General features: G+C 67.2%; 19 protein-coding genes. 11 read left to right on the top strand and 8 right to left on the bottom strand.

Translation table 11 applies throughout. The features are described 5' to 3' along the window. The first annotated feature begins 94 nt into the window (after positions 1 to 94). From ACSQ24_RS20365 to ACSQ24_RS20350, 4 genes are all read left to right on the top strand, one after another. On the top strand, positions 95 to 1,075 hold the full coding sequence (locus ACSQ24_RS20365) for an ABC transporter permease (protein WP_436096435.1): 981 nt from the start codon (positions 95 to 97) through the stop codon (positions 1,073 to 1,075). A 215-nt stretch (positions 1,076 to 1,290) separates the two neighbouring features. Further along, positions 1,291 to 2,241: an ABC transporter permease gene (locus ACSQ24_RS20360; protein ID WP_436096434.1), complete on the top strand. Its 951-nt coding sequence runs from the start codon at positions 1,291 to 1,293 to the stop codon at positions 2,239 to 2,241. A 4-nt stretch (positions 2,242 to 2,245) separates the two neighbouring features. Continuing rightward, a complete protein-coding gene (locus tag ACSQ24_RS20355; RefSeq protein WP_436096433.1) occupies positions 2,246 to 3,247 on the top strand; it encodes an ABC transporter ATP-binding protein in 1,002 nt (333 codons plus the stop codon). Continuing rightward, on the top strand, positions 3,244 to 4,236 hold the full coding sequence (locus ACSQ24_RS20350; RefSeq protein ID WP_436096432.1) for an ABC transporter ATP-binding protein: 993 nt from the start codon (positions 3,244 to 3,246) through the stop codon (positions 4,234 to 4,236). The genes ACSQ24_RS20355 and ACSQ24_RS20350 overlap by 4 nt, the downstream gene beginning before the upstream one ends. Before the next feature lie 126 nt (positions 4,237 to 4,362). Here ACSQ24_RS20350 and ACSQ24_RS20345 read toward each other — a convergent pair whose 3' ends face one another. Beyond that, a complete protein-coding gene (locus ACSQ24_RS20345) occupies positions 4,363 to 4,629 on the bottom strand; it encodes a hypothetical protein (RefSeq protein WP_436096431.1) in 267 nt (88 codons plus the stop codon). 70 nt (positions 4,630 to 4,699) lie between these two features. After that, positions 4,700 to 5,956 carry a peptide ABC transporter permease gene (locus ACSQ24_RS20340; RefSeq protein WP_436096430.1) on the bottom strand — a complete coding sequence of 419 codons (1,257 nt, stop codon included), beginning with the start codon at positions 5,954 to 5,956 and terminating at the stop codon, positions 4,700 to 4,702. A gap of 181 nt (positions 5,957 to 6,137) precedes the next feature. On the opposite strand from ACSQ24_RS20340, the gene ACSQ24_RS20335 reads away from it, so the two are divergent. The 5 genes from ACSQ24_RS20335 (at position 6,138) to ACSQ24_RS20315 (ending at position 8,923) form a co-directional block, all read left to right on the top strand. Next, the gene (locus ACSQ24_RS20335; protein ID WP_436096429.1) at positions 6,138 to 6,656 is read left to right on the top strand and encodes a DUF2478 domain-containing protein; all 519 of its coding nucleotides are present in this window, start codon (positions 6,138 to 6,140) and stop codon (positions 6,654 to 6,656) included. Positions 6,657 to 6,677: 21 nt separating this feature from the next. Beyond that, positions 6,678 to 7,571 (top strand): formate dehydrogenase accessory sulfurtransferase FdhD, encoded by an 894-nt coding sequence (locus ACSQ24_RS20330; RefSeq protein ID WP_436096428.1) that lies wholly within the window; start codon positions 6,678 to 6,680, stop codon positions 7,569 to 7,571. Further along, a complete protein-coding gene (locus ACSQ24_RS20325) occupies positions 7,568 to 8,107 on the top strand; it encodes a hypothetical protein (protein WP_436096427.1) in 540 nt (179 codons plus the stop codon). Before ACSQ24_RS20330 ends, ACSQ24_RS20325 begins: the two co-directional genes overlap by 4 nt. Next, positions 8,104 to 8,730, top strand: coding sequence for a molybdenum cofactor guanylyltransferase MobA (gene mobA / locus ACSQ24_RS20320; RefSeq protein ID WP_436096426.1), 627 nt, complete (start codon positions 8,104 to 8,106; stop codon positions 8,728 to 8,730). Before ACSQ24_RS20325 ends, mobA begins: the two co-directional genes overlap by 4 nt. A 70-nt stretch (positions 8,731 to 8,800) precedes the next feature. Next, entirely contained in the window at positions 8,801 to 8,923 is a 123-nt protein-coding gene (locus tag ACSQ24_RS20315; protein WP_284168445.1) for a hypothetical protein, read from the top strand. A gap of 10 nt (positions 8,924 to 8,933) precedes the next feature. Here the strand turns inward: ACSQ24_RS20315 and ACSQ24_RS20310 are convergent, their stop codons facing one another. Then, entirely contained in the window at positions 8,934 to 9,335 is a 402-nt protein-coding gene (locus ACSQ24_RS20310; protein ID WP_436096425.1) for an SRPBCC family protein, read from the bottom strand. A 163-nt stretch (positions 9,336 to 9,498) separates the two neighbouring features. On the opposite strand from ACSQ24_RS20310, the gene ACSQ24_RS20305 reads away from it, so the two are divergent. After that, positions 9,499 to 9,987: a VOC family protein gene (locus ACSQ24_RS20305; protein ID WP_436096424.1), complete on the top strand. Its 489-nt coding sequence runs from the start codon at positions 9,499 to 9,501 to the stop codon at positions 9,985 to 9,987. Between the two features lie 151 nt (positions 9,988 to 10,138). On the opposite strand, the gene ACSQ24_RS20300 is transcribed toward ACSQ24_RS20305, so the two are convergent. Next, positions 10,139 to 11,272, bottom strand: a complete 1,134-nt coding sequence (locus ACSQ24_RS20300; protein ID WP_436096423.1) for an Mrp/NBP35 family ATP-binding protein — start codon at positions 11,270 to 11,272, stop codon at positions 10,139 to 10,141. Between the two features lie 27 nt (positions 11,273 to 11,299). Beyond that, on the bottom strand, positions 11,300 to 11,530 hold the full coding sequence (locus tag ACSQ24_RS20295) for a sulfurtransferase TusA family protein (RefSeq protein WP_436096422.1): 231 nt from the start codon (positions 11,528 to 11,530) through the stop codon (positions 11,300 to 11,302). A 483-nt stretch (positions 11,531 to 12,013) separates the two neighbouring features. On the opposite strand from ACSQ24_RS20295, the gene ACSQ24_RS20290 reads away from it, so the two are divergent. Next, positions 12,014 to 13,252 (top strand): c-type cytochrome, encoded by a 1,239-nt coding sequence (locus ACSQ24_RS20290; RefSeq protein WP_436096421.1) that lies wholly within the window; start codon positions 12,014 to 12,016, stop codon positions 13,250 to 13,252. A gap of 8 nt (positions 13,253 to 13,260) precedes the next feature. Here the strand turns inward: ACSQ24_RS20290 and ACSQ24_RS20285 are convergent, their stop codons facing one another. From ACSQ24_RS20285 to ACSQ24_RS20275, 3 genes are read right to left on the bottom strand one after another with little or no spacing between them, the layout of a single operon-like run. Beyond that, positions 13,261 to 13,545, bottom strand: coding sequence for an addiction module antidote protein (locus tag ACSQ24_RS20285; protein WP_436096420.1), 285 nt, complete (start codon positions 13,543 to 13,545; stop codon positions 13,261 to 13,263). A 1-nt stretch (position 13,546) separates the two neighbouring features. Then, complete coding sequence (locus tag ACSQ24_RS20280; RefSeq protein WP_436096419.1) at positions 13,547 to 13,837, bottom strand: type II toxin-antitoxin system RelE/ParE family toxin; 291 nt, start codon at positions 13,835 to 13,837, stop codon at positions 13,547 to 13,549. 35 nt (positions 13,838 to 13,872) lie between these two features. Continuing rightward, positions 13,873 to 15,912, bottom strand: a complete 2,040-nt coding sequence (locus tag ACSQ24_RS20275) for a 4Fe-4S binding protein (protein ID WP_436096418.1) — start codon at positions 15,910 to 15,912, stop codon at positions 13,873 to 13,875. Between the last annotated feature and the right edge of the window lie 69 nt (positions 15,913 to 15,981).

Raw genomic sequence — 15,981 nt, 5'->3', positions numbered from 1 at the left:
ATCGTAAGCCTCCGCGCTCTCCGATGGATTCCGGCACTTCGCTTCGCTCCGGCCGGAATGACGAAGCTGGCGAAGCCCTACTTGAAAGGCGACCATGCTCGCATTTGTTCTGCGCCGGCTGTTCCAGTCGTTGATCGTGATGCTCGCGGTCGCGCTCATCGCCTTCGCCATGTTCCGCTTCGTCGGCGATCCGGTGAACCAGATGGTCGGCGTCGACACGCCGCAGGAGCAGGTCGCGCAGCTGCGCCAGACGCTCGGCCTCGACGAGCCGGTGGTCGTCCAGTTCGCGCGCTACATCTACAACGCCGCCCGGCTCGAATTCGGTGTCTCCTACCAGTTCCGCCTGCCGGTGATCTCGCTGCTTGGGGAGCGCGCCCCGGCGACGCTCGAGCTCGCCTTCATGTCGGCGCTGTTCTCGCTGCTGGTCGGCATACCCATGGGCGTCTACACGGCGCTGCGCCGCGACAGCTGGCTGGCGAAGATCTTCCAGACGATCTCGCTCGTCGGCATCAGCCTGCCGACCTTCCTGATCGGCATCCTCCTGATCTACCTGTTCTCGGTGACACTCGGCTGGCTGCCTTCCTTCGGGCGCGGCGAGGTCGTCAAGATCGGCAACTGGTGGACAACCGGCCTCCTGACCGCCTCCGGCTGGAAGGCGCTGATCTTGCCGTCGATCACGCTCGGCCTGTTCCAGATGACGCTGATCATGCGCCTCGTCCGGGCCGAGATGCTCGAGGTGCTGCGCACCGACTACATCAAGTTCGCCCGCGCCCGCGGCCTCAAGACCCGCGCCATCCATTTCGGCCATGCGCTGAAGAACACGCTGGTGCCGGTCATCACTATCGCCGGCCTGCAACTCGGTTCGATCATTGCCTTCGCTATCATCACCGAGACGGTGTTCCAGTGGCCGGGCATGGGCCTGCTCTTCCTCAAGGCGGTGCAGCAGGTCGATATCCCGATCATGGCGGCCTACCTCATGTTGATCTCCTTCCTGTTCGTCAGCATCAACCTGATCGTCGACCTGCTCTACGCACTGGTCGATCCGCGCCTGCGCGCGACGATCGGGGCGCATTGAGGGGAGGCAGAAATGGACCTGTCCGCAGCGCCTGCGCGACGCCGCTCTTCCCCCTCCCCCCGCTTGCGGTGGGGAGGGCTGGGGTGGGGGGCCGGAAAGCCGGAGCTCTATTCTTTATCGTCACGCCGAGCGGCGCTGCCCCCCACCCTGACCCTCCCCACCGCAAGCGGGGGGAGGGGATTCGCGTCGAGCCCCGATCGTTGCTGGAGTGCAAGATGAGCAACGAGACAATTCTCGCCCCGCCGCCGAAAGCCCCCTCGCTCTGGGCCCGCATCCTCGACAGCGACATCCTTGCGAGCTTCCTGCGCTCGAAGGTGACGATGGTCGCCGCCGTCGTCGTGCTGGTGCTGTTCATCGGCGCCGCCTTCTCGCCCTGGATCGCCCCGACCAACCCGTTCGACCCGGCGACCGTCTTCCTCGCCGATGCCAACATCCCGCCGGCCTGGCAGGATGGCGGCGACCCGAAGTTCATCCTCGGCACGGACGACCAGGGCCGCGATCTCTACTCGGCGATCCTCTATGGCCTGCGCGTCTCGCTGATCGTCGGCCTGCTCGGCGTCGCGCTGGCGGCGACGATCGGCATCACGCTCGGCCTGCTCGCCGGCTATCTCGGCGGCCGGGTCGATTCGCTGATCATGCGCATCGCCGACGTGCAGTTGACCTTTCCGGCGATCCTGATCGCGCTTCTGATCGACGGCGTCGTGCGCGGCATCTTCAAGGGCGCGAATCGCGAGGACACCGCCCTCTATGTGCTGGTGATCTCGATCGGGCTCTCTTTCTGGGTGCAGTACGCCCGCACCATCCGCGGATCGACCCTGGTCGAGCGCAATAAGGACTATGTCCAGGCGGCGCGCCTCGTCGGCCTGCCGGCGCCGCTGATCATGCTGCGCCATGTCCTGCCGAACGTGATCGGCCCGGTGCTGGTCATCCTGACCATCAACCTCGCGCTCGCCGTGATCACCGAGGCGACGCTCTCCTTCCTCGGCGTCGGCCTGCCACCGACGCAGCCTTCGCTCGGAACGCTGATCTCGATCGGCAACCGCTATTTGTTCTCGGGCGACTGGTGGATCGTCACCTTCCCGGGCGTGACGCTGGCGATCCTGGTGCTGGCGGTGAACCTGCTCGGCGACTGGCTGCGCGACGCTCTGAACCCGCGGTTGAGGTGAGCCGATGAGCGAGACCGTCCTCTCCGTCCAGGATCTCACCGTCGAGTTCGTCACCCGCCGCGGCACATTGCGCGCGCTCGACAAGATCTCCTTCGACATCGCTCGCGGCGAGGTGCTCGGCGTCGTCGGCGAATCCGGCGCCGGCAAGTCGGTCACCGGCTCGGCCATCATCGGCCTGATCGACCCGCCCGGCCGTATCGCCGATGGCAAGGTCGTGCTCTCCGGCGAGCGCGTTGACCATCTCCCGCCCGAGCAGATGCGGCGCATCCGCGGCAAGCGCATCGGCATGATCTTCCAGGATCCGCTGACCAGCCTCAATCCGCTCTACCGGGTCGGCGAGCAACTGGTCGAGACGATCCAGACCCATACAGACCTCAATGCCGCTGATGCGCGCAAGCGCGCCATCGCTCTGCTCGACGAGGTCGGCATCCCGGCGCCCGACAGGCGCATCGACGGCTATCCGCACGAGTTCTCCGGTGGCATGCGCCAGCGCGTCGTCATCGCGCTCGCGCTCTGCGCCGAGCCGGAATTCATCATCGCCGACGAGCCGACCACCGCCCTCGACGTCTCCGTGCAGGCGCAGATCATCACGCTCATCAAGCGGCTCTGCAAGGAGCGCGGGACGTCGGTGATGCTGGTCACCCACGATATGGGCGTGATCGCCGAGACGGCCGACCGGGTCGCGGTGATGTATGCCGGCCGCGTCGCTGAGATCGGCCCGGTCCGCGACGTTATCAAGGAGCCGCTCCACCCTTATACCCAGGGGCTGATGGGCGCGATTCCCTCGATCACGGGCGATGCCGAGCGGCTCGTGCAGATCCCGGGCTCGATGCCCAGGCTCTCCAGCATCCCCAAGGGCTGCGCCTTCAACCCGCGCTGCGCCAAGGTGTTCGCCCGTTGCCATATCGACCGGCCGGAGCTCATCGATGTCGGCGGCCACCAGGTCGCCTGCCATCTCTACGACCAGGCCAAGGCGCCGGCCGGCAAGACGGAGATCGCGGCGTGAGCGACAAAGCCTTCGTCCAGGTCCGCGACCTCAAGCGCGTCTTCGATGTCTCCAGGCCCTGGCTCAACCGGGTGCTGGAGAACGCGCCGAAGCAGTATCTCAAGGCTGTCGACGGCGTCTCCTTCGACATCCGCAAGGGCGAGACCTTCGCGCTCGTCGGCGAGTCCGGCTCGGGCAAGTCGACCGTGGCGCGCATGGTCGTCGGCCTCCTGAACCCGTCCGGCGGCACGGTCGCGATCGACGGCGTCTCGATGTCCGATGCGAAGGCGAGCCAGGAGCGCCAGCGCCTGCGCAAACGCATCCAGATGATCTTCCAGGACCCTTATGCCTCGCTCAATCCGCGCTGGCGTGTCGGGCGGATCATCGCCGAGCCGATCCACGCCTTCGGCATCATCCAGGGCGATGCGGCGATCTCGGAGCGCGTCGGCGAACTGCTCTCGCTGGTCGGCCTGCACCCGGACGACAGCAAGAAGTTTCCGCACGAATTCTCCGGCGGCCAGCGCCAGCGCATCGCGATCGCCCGGGCGCTCGCCTCCAATGCCGAGTTCATCGTCTGCGACGAGCCGACCTCGGCGCTCGACGTCTCCGTGCAGGCGCAGATCCTCAATCTGATGCGCGATCTGCAGGAGAAGTTCGGGTTGACCTATCTCTTCATCAGCCACAACCTTGCGGTCGTCCGGCACATGGCGACGCGGATCGGCGTGATGTATCTCGGCCGCCTGGTCGAGGTCTCCGACGGCAAGCAGCTCTTCGCCGCCCCGCGCCATCCCTATACCAGGATGCTGCTCGACGCGGTGCCCGACCTCGCCATGGTCGGCAAGCGGCACGAGGGCGTGAAGGGCGAGATCCCGAACCCGATCAATCCGCCCTTGGGCTGCACCTTCCATCCGCGCTGCCCGCTGGTCTTCGACCGCTGCCGCGTCGAGAACCCGCCGGTGATCGATGGCGTCGCCTGCCATGCGGTAAATGCGGGCCGGGTGGCGGCGTAGGCTGCGCACCCTTTCCTTCTCCCCTTGCGGGAGAAGGTGGCCCGCAGGGCCGGATGAGGGGTCGCGCAGGTCTGGCAGATTCTGGGAAATACGGCGCCGGGTTGACGATTAGTGTGGCGCGACCCCTCATCCGTCAGCGCTGCGCGCTGCCACCTTCTCCCGCAAGGGGAGAAGGGAGGAGCGACCATGCGAGCTGAGCAGCTCATGGCCCTTGCGCGTCACCGTGACCAGCCTGTCCTGACGCGTGAGATAGCCGCGATCGACCGCGTCCTCCCAGACCGTCAGGCGCGGGCAGGAGGTGCGCCAGCTCTCCAGGAGCTCGGCATGGCTGCGCTCATCGCGTGCGACCCATTCGACGAGATCGAGGATCAGCGGATCGTCTTCGGCAAGCATGGCGGCCTCGCCTTCCCGTGACGGGGCTTGATGATAGCGCTCCGCAGCCGGCGGGAAAAGCCGCGTCCGGTCACGCTCCGGCTGGCGGCGGGCTCGGCGCCTTCGGACGGCGGCTCAGCGGTGCTACCGGCCGCTCGGTGCGGTATTGGCCGCGCGCGATCGCGGTGAACAGCAAGGCGACGGCGGTGAGCGTCATCAGCCACCAGGTCTGGAACGAGGCAAAACCGAGCGCCGCCAGCGCGAAGGCCGTGACATAGGCCGCGACGCCGCCGGCGGCGAGTGCGCCGGGCATGCGGCCGGCGGCGCTGACCGCGAAATAGAGGCAGAGCGCGCTCGTCGCGGCACCGACCAGGCCGAGCTCGTACCAGGTCTCGAACAGGATCGTGGTCGGCACTTCGAGCGGCAGGGCGCCGGTGGTGCGCCCGCGCAGGACCGTGTCGAGCCCGTGCCCGGTGATGAGCTGCACCGGGCGGCTCGAGATGATGTCGGCCCAGATGTCGAGGCTGATGCCGACCGTGCTGAACACCGCAGGCGAAAGCCGGAAGAACGGCAGCAGCAGGAAGGGCAGGAGCGGGGCGAGCAGCATCAGCCCGGCCATGATGCCGCCCATCAGCCGGGCGCCGACGATGCGGTTGGCGCTGACCGCGCCAAAGGCGATCGCGCCGCACAGCATCGCCATCGCCTCGCCGTCCTCGATACGCGAGAGCGCGAGCAGGCCGACGACCAGCGCCAGCCCCAGCGCGGTCAGGCCGCGCTCGCGCGAGAGCAGCCAGGCGAGTGCCGGCCAGGCCATGATCAGCACGATGCTGACGCCGCGCTCGACGCTGCCGGCGGCGTTGGCGGCGCGCGAGTCGATCGGGCTCAGCGCCTCGGTCAGGAGCAGGCCGAGCGCGAAGATCGCGGCGGTGCCGGCACCTAGGGCCGCAAGGTTGAGGTTCGAGGCACGCATGCGCTCGGGCAGTGCGGCCGCGCCGGCAAAGCCGAGAGCCACGGCGAGGAAGAGATTGGCGGCCTTCTCGGTGGCGGAGCCGGTATAGGGGCTCCAGATCAGCGAGAGCACGGCCCAGCCGACCAGCGCCCACAGCGTCACGCCGGCGCGGCTGAAAATCGCTGCCCTGATGTTGCCGGCGAACCAGCGCGGCGCCTCGATCAGCGCGGCGATGGCCAGCAGGATGACGCCGATCGGCACCAGCACGACGGCGGCACGGCGCGACACCAGCGAGGCCAGCGGCAGAGCGAGCGCCAGCGTCGCAAAGCCGATGCGGCGCAGGAGCAACGCGGCGTCTGTCGCGGGATCGAGTGGCGTCTGGGCGTTGGGACGGATCATGGGCAAGCGGGTACTCGGCGAGCCGCGTCCGGCCAGGATGCCGGGAACAGCCCACGTCACCCTAGCGCCCGCCGCGGGCTTCGACTGTAGGTGCGCTGCAACACTGGCAAAGCATCTCGCGCAGTTTGGAACACCTAAAGTTCACTGGCCGCGAAAGCCGTTCCGTGGGATGAAGGAGACAATGACTGCTCCGCTTGCCGCGATCGTCTATTCCACCGGCTTCCCCATCGACGAATTGATGGCGGAGGTGGCCGATACCTTGAAGCGCGAGGCCGTTCGGCTCGGCGGTGTCGTCCAGCACAACAATGGCGACTGCATGAGCGGCTGTGCCAGCATGGCGCTCGAGGATCTTTCTTCCGGCCAGCTCTTCCCGATCAGCGAGGACCGCGGTGGGGGCTCGGCCGGCTGCCGGCTCGACGCGGCCGGGCTCGCCGCCGCCGGCGCTGCCGTCACAGACGCATTGTCGGGGGCGGTCGACCTGGTGATAGTCAACAAGTTCGGCAAGCAGGAGGTTCTCGGCCAGGGCCTGCGTGCCGAGATCGCCGCCGGCGTCGTTGCCGGACTGCCGCTGCTGATCGCGGTGCGCGACGACATGCTCGCCGCCTGGTCGGACTTCGCGGGCGAAGACTGGCAGCGTCTGCCGCCCGAATCTGCCGCCGTGACGGATTGGGCGATGGCGGCATTGCGCCAGCCGGCCTGACGGCTCGCAAGGAGCTACCCCGTGCCTGTTGGCAGCGACTTCCTCGACGACTATCTGATCCGGCCCGATCCGGCCGCTGCTCGCCTTGGCGCGACCGTCGCCGGCATCGACCATAGCGGCGCCCGCGTCGAGACCCGCGTCGTCACCGAGCGGGCGCTGACGCTCTATCTGAACAGCCAGGAGATCGTCACCATGATGACGATCGGCGACCATCCCGAGTATCTGGCGCTCGGCTACCTGCTCAACCAGAACATGCTCAGGCGTGGCGACCCGGTCGAGGCGGTCGACTATGACGAGGAGCTCGAGGTCGTCGTCGTCCGCACGCCGGAGCGTACCGATTTCGAGCAGAAGTTGAAGAAGAAGACGCTGACCTCGGGCTGTGCCCAGGGTACTGCCTTCGGCGACCTGATGGAGGCGATCGACGAGATCGTCCTGCCGAAAGCCGAATTGCGCACGAGCTGGCTCTATGGGCTGACCCGCAAGATCAACACCACGCCCTCGCTTTATCTCGAGGCCGGGGCGATCCATGGCTGCGTGCTCTGCGAGCGCGACAAGCCGCTGGTCTATATGGAGGATGTCGGCCGCCACAACGCCGTCGACAAGGTCGCCGGCTGGCTCTTCCGCCACGATGTCGATCCCGGCAGCATGATCTTCTACACCACCGGCCGACTGACCTCGGAGATGGTGATCAAGACCGTGCGGATGGGCATCCCGATCCTGGTCTCGCGCTCGGGCTTCACCGAATGGGGCGTCGAGCTCGCCCGCAAGGCCGGCTTGACCCTGATCGGTCGGGCCCGTGGCAAGCGCTTCCTGGCGCTCGCCGGCGAAGACCGCATCGTCTTCGATCAGGACCCGGACAGCGTCGAGGAGGAAGGCGGCAAGCATCGCCGCAAGGGGGCAGGGGGCGATGAATGAGCATTCTTATACCTGGGAAGGACGTGCCCCGCCCGACGCATCTACTGGATGCTGGCGAACAACTGATCTGGTGGGATAGGCCCAATCCCAAAGAATATGCACTGAAAGAGGCCTCGATTTTCAAGGCTCTGTTCCTCTTGCTTTTCACAGCATTCGGTGCCGGAGTGACATGGAGTGAGTTTCATGCAGGTACTTACTTTTGGTTGTTTGGTCTTATACTTGTTGTTGCGCCGCTATTTTGTCTGGCTGAGCCGATATGGCGTTATCAGAAGGCGCCACGAGTCCAATATCTTCTGACCGACCGGAGAGCAGTGATCGCGACAGACAGGTCGGTTAAGAGCGTCGCCTTAAACAGAATCGATTTCGTCGAACTTGATCGTGGTGAGGGGGGAGTGGGAGATGTTCTCTTCATCGTTGAGCAAGTGAAGGACGCCGAAGGTGAGACGATCACAAATCGCGACGGCTTCGTCGGTATCGCCGACGCGGAGAAAGTCGAACGGGAGTTGAGACGGCTGCAGCAACTGGCCCTGTCATGACCACGCCTCCCACCCTCGGCCTCCTGCTCGCCGGCGGGCTCGCCCGTCGCATGGGCGGCGGCGACAAGCCGTTGCGCACCATCGCCGGCCGTACCATCCTTGCCCATGTGATCGAGCGGCTGGAGCCGCAATGCGACGGCCTGCTGCTCAACGCCAATGGCGATCCCTCTCGCTTCGCCGATTACGGCCTGCCCGTCGTCGCCGACAGCGTGCCGGATTTCGCCGGCCCGCTCGCCGGCATTCTTGCCGGGCTCGATTGGCTCGCGGCGAACCGGCCGGGCACGCAATGGCTGGTCAGCGTCGCCGCCGACACACCCTTCATTCCGCGCGATCTGGTGGCGCGGCTGCATGCGGCACGCGCGGCGGCGAATGTCCCGCTCGCCTGCGCCGCCTCGGGCGGCTGGACTCACCCTGTGATCGGGCTCTGGCCGGTCGCGCTGCGCGAGGAACTGCGCCATGCGCTCACCGTCGAGGACGAGCGCAAGATCGACCGCTGGACGGCGCGCCATGGCGTCGTTTCGGTCGAATGGCCGGTGACGCCGGTCGACCCCTTCTTCAACGCCAACCGGCCGGATGATCTCGCCGAGGCCGAGCGGCTCCATGCCACGCTGGGCGACGCTTGATCGGGGAAGGCGCCGCCCCTAGATTCGACTGATAAGCGAAGCTTATTCGCCTGCCTCTGGGGGAAGTCGCATGAAGTCCTTTGTCATCGCTGTCGCCTTCGCCGCCATCGCCGCCTACGGCGCGAGCCTGGTGCTGGCGACCTATCAGCGCCCGGTCGACGTCGCCTATGCGACGAGCAGCGTCCGGCTCTGACGGGCCTGGCCTAGCCTTCCAGCAGAGTTTTCAAGCGCGCCAGATCGGCCGCGATCGTTTCGGCGTCGCGGGCGAGTTCGTCGTCGCTCATCTCCGGGCGCCTGAACAGCGTGAACACCACCTCGCTGCCGCTGCCATTGGCGAGCGCCCGCATCGGGTTGTGCATCGGCGCTCCGCTGTCGGGCACGACCGCGTGATCGAGGATGCCATAGCGATTGGGCTCGCTGAACATCACCCGCATCGGCCCCATCGGTGTCTTCGCGTGATAAGTCATGCCCTCGACATGGCGGAACTCGCCGCCGAGCCCTTCTGCCCATTTCGGGAAGTTCATCGGCTCGGCGAGGAAGCCGTAGACCTCCTCGATCGGCCGCTTGATCGAGATGCTGATATGACGCGTTGGCAGGACGGGCATGATCGCGTCTCCGTAGTTTCTACATACAAGAACATAACATGAACAAAATCGGATGTCATCGCGTATCGGTGATGGGCCGTGCGCGAGCTCGCCGCGGATCGATCAAGATTCCGCCGGCTTCGCTGGCCCTTTATTCCAACGGCGACGGATGAGGAGATTCGCGATGGAGCACAGTATCGGCGTCGGCCTGACGATTTTCGTACAGCACGGACGCGAGCAACAGGCAGCGGATTTCTACAGCGAGGCGTTCGAAGCGCGGCAGATCAAGGGATACAGGGTCGACGGCGAGCTTGCCGGTGTGGAGATGCTGATCGGTGGAACGCGTGTCTCCGTCGCCGGTTCCAATCCGCGCCGCGAGGAGGAGCCGTCCTATGGCGGCCCGTTCTTCCCCAAGGCGGCCGGCGCGGTCAGCACCATCGTCCAGCTGACGGTGCCGGATATCGAGGCCTGCTTCGCGCAGGCGATCGTGGCCGGAGCCGCGCTGCGTGACCGGGTCCAGACCGATGTCGAGGGGCGGCGGGTCGCCTCGCTGTTCGACCCGTTCGGGCACATCTGGGTGCTGATCGAGCGGCAGGCGGAGCCGGCGAGAATGTCTCCCGACCAGCTTGTGTTACAGGCCGATCGATCAGGCGGGCTCAATCTGCAGACCTAGGGCGAATTCCGCTCGGGCTGCCCGTCATTGCGAGCGCAAGCGAAGCAATCCAGAGGGACGTGGAGCTCTGCCGCCCCTGGATTGCTTTGTCGCTTGCGCTCCTCGCAATGACGGAGGTGCGCTTCAGCCAGGGCAAATCTGATCCAAAACCCTACTCGATCACGATCCGTGGCGCTGCCCTGGCCGGCCCGGCGAGGCCGGCCTTCACCTGCCGCGCCAGGGCGACATAGGCCTTGGCATGGGGGCTGTCGGGGTCGCTCGCGACGATCGGGCGGCCGCCATCGGAGGTCTCGCGGATCGGCATGGCGAGCGGGATCTCGCCGAGGAAGGGCACACCCTGCCGCTCCGCCTCGTGCCGGGCGCCGCCATGGGCGAAGATGTCGGAGCGGTGGCCGCATTCCGGGCAGATGAAATAGCTCATGTTCTCGACGATGCCGAGGATCGGCACCTCGACCTTCCTGAACATGGCGACGCCGCGGCGGGCATCGAGTAAAGCAAGGTCCTGCGGCGTCGAGACGATCACCGCGCCGGCGAGCGGGGTCTGCTGCGCCATGGTGAGCTGGGCGTCGCCGGTGCCGGGCGGCATGTCGACGACGAGCACGTCGAGCTCGCCCCAGGCGACCTCGCGCAGCATCTGGGTGATCGCCGAGATCACCATCGGCCCGCGCCAGATCATCGGCGTTTCCTCGTCGATCAGGAAGCCGATCGACATGATCTTGAGGCCATAGGCCTCCATCGGCGCGAGCGTGCGGCCCGAGACCAGCCGCGGCTTGCCGGTGATGCCGAAGATCTTCGGCACGGAGGGGCCATAGATGTCGGCATCGAGCACGCCGACCTTGAGGCCGAGCGTCGCCAGGCCGACAGCGAGGTTGGCCGTGGTCGTCGACTTGCCGACGCCGCCCTTGCCGCTCGCCACCGCGATGATCTGCTTGACGCCAGGAATGCCCGCGGCTTTTGGCACCGGGCCACCGGGGCCGGGCTGGCCATGCGCCTGCCGGCGCGCTTCCGCCGCTTGCGACGGCGCCGGGCGCCCCGGCGCCTTGTCGGCGGTGAGGCCGACCAGCACCTGCGTCACGCCGGGAATGCCGCTGACGGCGCTTTCGGCCGCCTTGCGCACCGGCTCCATCGCGCTGGCTTCGGTCGCGTCGATGCCGATCGCGAAGATCACCTTGCCGCCGTCGATCAGGATATCGCCGATGCGACCGGACGCCGCCAGCGATTGCCCGCTCGCCGGCAGCTTCACCAGTTCGAGTGCGCGCAGGATGTCGTTTTGCGAAAGGGCCACGATGCGGGCTCCGGTTGTTGCGCGACGCTAGGCCGCGGTCTTGCGGATGTGGAAGACCAGCAGTTCGCCCTCGCTGCTGCTGAGTTCGATCGCGTCGCCGGTCTCGCGCATCAGGTTCGGGATGTCGATCGCAGCCATCGGATCGGTGCATTCGACCAGGAACAGATCGCCCGGCGCCGCGCCTTTCAACGCCTTGCGCACGCGCAAGGCGGGAAGAGGGCATTTCAGGCCGCGCAGATTGAGCGGGATATAAGACATTAGGCCAAGCCGGTCGAAGGATGTTGCGCTTCATATGATGGCTTTTTGTACGGGAGCAACAGGGGGCCTTTACCCTTCTCCCACTGATCTCGGGCTTGCCCGAGATCAGCCCTATGGTGCCAATATCGGAAACATCCGACATTGGTGGGGAGAAGGTGTCTGCGAAGCAGACGGATGAGGGAAGTCATGCGCCGACGCCTTTCATTCCCTCATCCGTCAGCGCTTCGCGCTGCCACCTTCGACGGGTTCACTTGCGACAATCCGACGTGGTGCTACCTGCCCTCTCCCCCCTTGTGGGGGAGAGTTGGAGAGGGGGGTAGACAGTCGCGCGGCCAATCGTCGGCGAAATCTCGACCCCGCTCACCCAGTCACCCCCCTCCCAACCCTCCCCCACAAGGGGGGAGGGCTCCCGCGCATGACTCGGCGCTTTGCAGAGGAAGCCTCGGGGGGAAAAGGCTAGGTGCTGCGCTCCTGGCTCTGGCGATGTCGATGTTCCCTGCCACCGCCCAGGAACTGCGCGGCCATGGCGGACCCGTGCGCGCTGCGGCTGTCTCGGCCGATGGTGCGACGGCCCTGACCGGTTCCTTCGACCAGTCGGCGATCCTCTGGGACCTCGCGCGCGGCAGTGCGATCAAGGTGCTGCGTTTCCATCAGGGTGCGGTCAATGCGGCCGTCGCGGTCAACGGCCTCGGCTTCGCCACCGGCGGCGAGGACGGCAGGATCGCGCTCTGGCGCGGCGATGCGCCCGAGCCGGCCAAGGCCATCGAGGGGCATAAGGGGCCGGTCGCGGCGCTGGCAATCTCACCGGAAGGGCAGCATCTCGCTTCGGCCTCCTGGGACGGGACGGTCCGGGTGGCCGGGCTCGCCGATGGTTCTGCGCGCGTGCTCGAAGGCCATCAGGGTCCGGTCAACGGTGTCGCCTTCGCGCCGGGCGGTCTCGTCGTCTCCTCCGGCTATGATGCGAGCTTGCGGCTCTGGCCTGCTGACGGCGGTGCGCCGCTGATCGTCACAACGCCCGCGCCGCTCAACGGCGTCGTCGTCGCGCCCGATGGCGAGATCGCGGTCGCCGCCGCCGATGGTCGCCTGCGCCTGTTTGGACCGGACGGAGCTTCGCGCGCCGAGATCGCCGTCGGCGAGACGCCGTTGATCGCGCTCGCCATCTCGCCCGATGGCGCGACCATCGCGGCCGGCGGCCTGCGCGGCCAGGTCGCGCTGATCGACCGCAAGGCGCGCACCATCCGCGCCACGCTGGTCGGCCCCGGCCTGCCGGTCTGGTCGCTCGCCTTCCTGCCGGATGGCAGGCACTTGCTCTCGGGCGGCGCCGACCGGCTGGTCCGGCGCTGGAACGCCGCCACCGGCGAGCATGTCGGGGCGGTGGTGCCGCGTGCCGGCGAGGATGCGCTCGCTGCCTTTCGGGGCGAGCGGGGCGCTGAGGTCTTCCGCGCCTGTGCCGCCTGTCACACCCTGACGCCGGCCGATGGCAATAGGGCCGGCCCGACCCTGCACGGCATCTTCGGCCGCCGCATCGCGACCGCACAGGGCTATGCCTATTCAGACGCGCTCAAGGGCATGGACATCGTCTGGGGCAAGGAAACCGTCGCCAAGCTGTTCGAGGTCGGCCCGAATGCCTACACGCCCGGAACCAAGATGCCGGAGCAGACGATCGGCTCGGCGCAAGATCGGCAGGCCCTGGTCGACTGGTTGGAGAAGGTGACGCGGTGATTTGAGCGTCAGGCCGGTATCAGGGTCAGCTTCATACCGAGAGCCCGGGTCGCCTTGGACAAGGTTTCCAGCGTCGGATTACCGCCGGCGCGGAAGGCCTTGTAGATCGTCTCGCGGCTGATGCCGGATTCTTCGGCAAATGTGGTGACACCGCGTGCCCGTGCGATGTCGCCGAGCGCGACCGCGATGAAAGCGGGGTCGCCATCTTCAAGGGCGGCTTCCAGATAAGCGACCTGCTCATCTTGTGTCGTAAGATGGTTCTGGATGTCGAAGGGGCGAGTCTCGTCTGCCATTTCAATACTCCGCCGCCATCTGCTTGGCCCGGGCTATGTCGTTCGCCTGCGTTCGCTTATCGCCGCCACAGAGAAGAATGATCAGCTCTTTGCCGCGCTGGACGAAGTAGACCCGGTAGCCGGGCCCGTAATCGACCCGCATTTCGCTCACGCCTTCGCCGACCGGCTTGACGTCGCCGGGATTGCCGAGTTCAAGCCGGCGTAGCCGAACGAGGATGCGTGCCTTGGCCGCGTTGTCGCGGAGGTCCTCGAGCCATGTCGAGAAGACCGCCGTCTGACGAAGCTCAGACATGTGTACTATGATACACGAATTTGCGGCGTTGTCATCTACCCCAGCGGGTCCTCGCCGCGCTCCGCCCGCTCGCGCAGATAGTCGTCGGTGGTGCGCACCGGCGGGCGCTGCGGCGAGAGGTGCGGGTCGAAGCTCTCGTTGACCACCGCCTCGACCCGGCAATCCTCGCACATGCGCAGGATCGAGGCCCGCTTCGCCCCTTCGCCGGCGAACATCCAGTGCTTGTTCTCGAGCTTCGCCGCGATCTTCTCGATCGTGCTCCGGACGCCGAAGGGCTTGGCGCAGGCGATGCAGTGGAACGGCTCCTCCTGCTTGACGATCCGCCGGCCGCCCTTCCAGGCGTCGAAATCGATACGCGGCTCCAGCGTGATCACCTTCTCCGGACAGGTCGCGGCGCAGAGCCCGCACTGCACGCAAAGGTCTTCCTGGAAGGTGAGCGTCGGCCGCTCCGGATCGTCGCCGAGTGCGCTGACCGGGCAGGCCGAGACGCAAGCCAGGCAGAGCGTGCAGCCATCCGTGTCGACGTGGACCGTCCCGAAAGGCGCGAGTGGCGGCATCGCGACGTTGGCGATCGGCGCCGGCGCGACGGCATGCAACTCGCCGATCGTCTGGCGCAGCAGCGGGCGTCCGGCGCCCATCGGCCGGAAGCGGGCGGGCTGCGCCGCGCTCGTGCCGGGCGCGACCCTCGCGAGCGCGGCGGCCAGTAGATCGGGGTCGTCGGCCTCGATCAGGGCGGCACGGGCCTCGCCATAGCCGAGCGCGCCGGCGAGGGCGTTGGCATAGTCGAGATTGCGCGTGAGGCCGGATATGTCGTGCTTGGGCTTGCCCCGGCCGAGCACGCGGATGGCGGAGGCGCCAAAGGCGAGTGCGGCGGCGAAGGTCTCCAGCCCAATCTGGGTGATCTCGTTGACGCGCAGGGGCAGCACGCGCGCCGGCAGGCCGGCGCCATGGCGGGCGAGCGCCTCGATCAGAGGCTCGCCATGGTCGCCATCATGCAGCAGTACGACCGGCTCGCGCCCGCCGGCCTCGGCATAGGTGACGAGCAGGGTCCGGATCTTGCGCAGCAGCGCATCGGCCGGCGGCAGCGCATAGGTCACCGCGCCGGTCGGGCAGACGGCGGCGCAGGCTCCGCAGCCGGCGCAGATCTCGGCCGAGATCGCGACATGGTCGCCCGCCGGGGTGATCGCGCCGGTTGGGCAGAGTTCGAGGCAGCGCGTGCAGCCGGTCTTCTTCGAGCGCGAATGGGCGCAGAGCCCTTCGTTCAGCGCGACATAGGCCGGTTTGTCGAACTCGCCAACGAGCCCGCTCGCCTGGAAGGCGAGCCGCTCGACCGCCGCGGCATCGCGCGGGTCGGCGCGCAGATAGCCGGCGCGCAGGTCGCCGGCCGGAAAGAGCGGCGTCCCGCCGGAGATGTCGATGACGACATCGCATTGCGAGACCGCGCCGTTGCGCGGAGCGTCGAAGACGAGCTTGCCGCGCGAGGACGGGCTCGGGGCGGCGTAATCGTTGACGGTCAGCTCGAAAGCGCCGAGCCAGCCGCTCGCCTGCGCGATCGTGCCTTTCAGCACCGGGAACTCGTCCATGCGCGGCGGCGCGATCTCGCCCGGCCGCGACAGCAGCACGGTGACGTCGAGATGTTCGGCGAGGCGATGCGCCAGGGCGATCGCGACCTCGTCGCGGCCATAGATCAGCGCGATGCCCTTGCTGGTCAGCGTGGTGAAGGAGGCGGGCGGCATGGGTTCGCTCGCAGCGGCGAGCAAGGCGGCCATTTTGGGACCAGCTGCCTTGGCCTGGTCCGACCAACCGGCCATCTCGCGGATATTGGTGAAGGTGAGGTCACCCGCGTAATCGAGGTCGGCGGCGACCTCCTCGAAGAGCGGCGCTTCCTGCGTGCAGGCGACGGTGATCGCGTTGCTCTGCGCCAGCGTGGCGCGGAAGCGCTCGATCTGGCTGCGGCAGAGATGGCGGTGCTCGCTGATCTCGGCGCCGCCGCAGCCACGCCGGAGCGCCGCGCCGTCGAGCGGCATGGTGTCCTCGCACGAGCAGACCATCAGCGTGCGGGCGACATCGGTCATTGTAGGCGTCCTCATGGTCGCAGCCGCGTCTTTGGTCGCGCTTGCGATAATCTCATCTTATATGGAATT

This window comes from Allobosea sp. LjRoot237 (assembly GCF_964253285.1).
In the GTDB taxonomy this organism is placed as follows: Bacteria; Pseudomonadota; Alphaproteobacteria; order Rhizobiales; family Beijerinckiaceae; genus Allobosea.
Note: the sequence above shows the minus strand (reverse complement) of the source record. Positions and strands in the feature narration are given on the sequence as shown.